This window comes from Streptomyces sp. E2N166 (assembly GCF_003671715.1).
GTDB classification, from domain to species: Bacteria; Actinomycetota; Actinomycetes; order Streptomycetales; family Streptomycetaceae; genus Streptomyces; species Streptomyces thinghirensis.
In genome coordinates, this window is the sequence record NZ_RAIF01000026.1 from 1 (window position 1) to 679 (window position 679).

General features: G+C 58.3%; 1 rRNA gene. It reads left to right on the top strand.

From position 1 onward, the window contains the following. Positions 1–49: 49 nt before the first annotated feature. Positions 50–679 (top strand): 23S ribosomal RNA (locus tag EBH09_RS20460); the annotation flags it as partial.

Consider the following 679-nt stretch of genomic DNA (forward strand, 5'->3'; position numbering starts at 1 on the left):
GGGTGGTTGGTCGTTGTTTGAGAACTGCACAGTGGACGCGAGCATCTGTGGCCAAGTTTTTAAGGGCGCACGGTGGATGCCTTGGCACCAGGAACCGATGAAGGACGTGGGAGGCCACGATAGTCCCCGGGGAGCCGTCAACCAGGCTTTGATCCGGGGGTTTCCGAATGGGGAAACCCGGCAGTCGTCATGGGCTGTCACCCGCTGCTGAACACATAGGCAGTGTGGAGGGAACGCGGGGAAGTGAAACATCTCAGTACCCGCAGGAAGAGAAAACAACCGTGATTCCGGGAGTAGTGGCGAGCGAAACCGGATGAGGCCAAACCGTATACGTGTGAGACCCGGCAGGGGTTGCGTGTACGGGGTTGTGGGATCTCTCTTCTACGGTCTGCCGGCCGTAGGGCGAGTCAGAAACCGTTGATGTAGGCGAAGGACATGCGAAAGGTCCGGCGTAGAGGGTAAGACCCCCGTAGTCGAAACATCAGCGGCTCGTTTGAGAGACACCCAAGTAGCACGGGGCCCGAGAAATCCCGTGTGAATCTGGCGGGACCACCCGCTAAGCCTAAATATTCCCTGGTGACCGATAGCGGATAGTACCGTGAGGGAATGGTGAAAAGTACCGCGGGAGCGGAGTGAAATAGTACCTGAAACCGTGTGCCTACAAGCCGTGGGAGCGTCG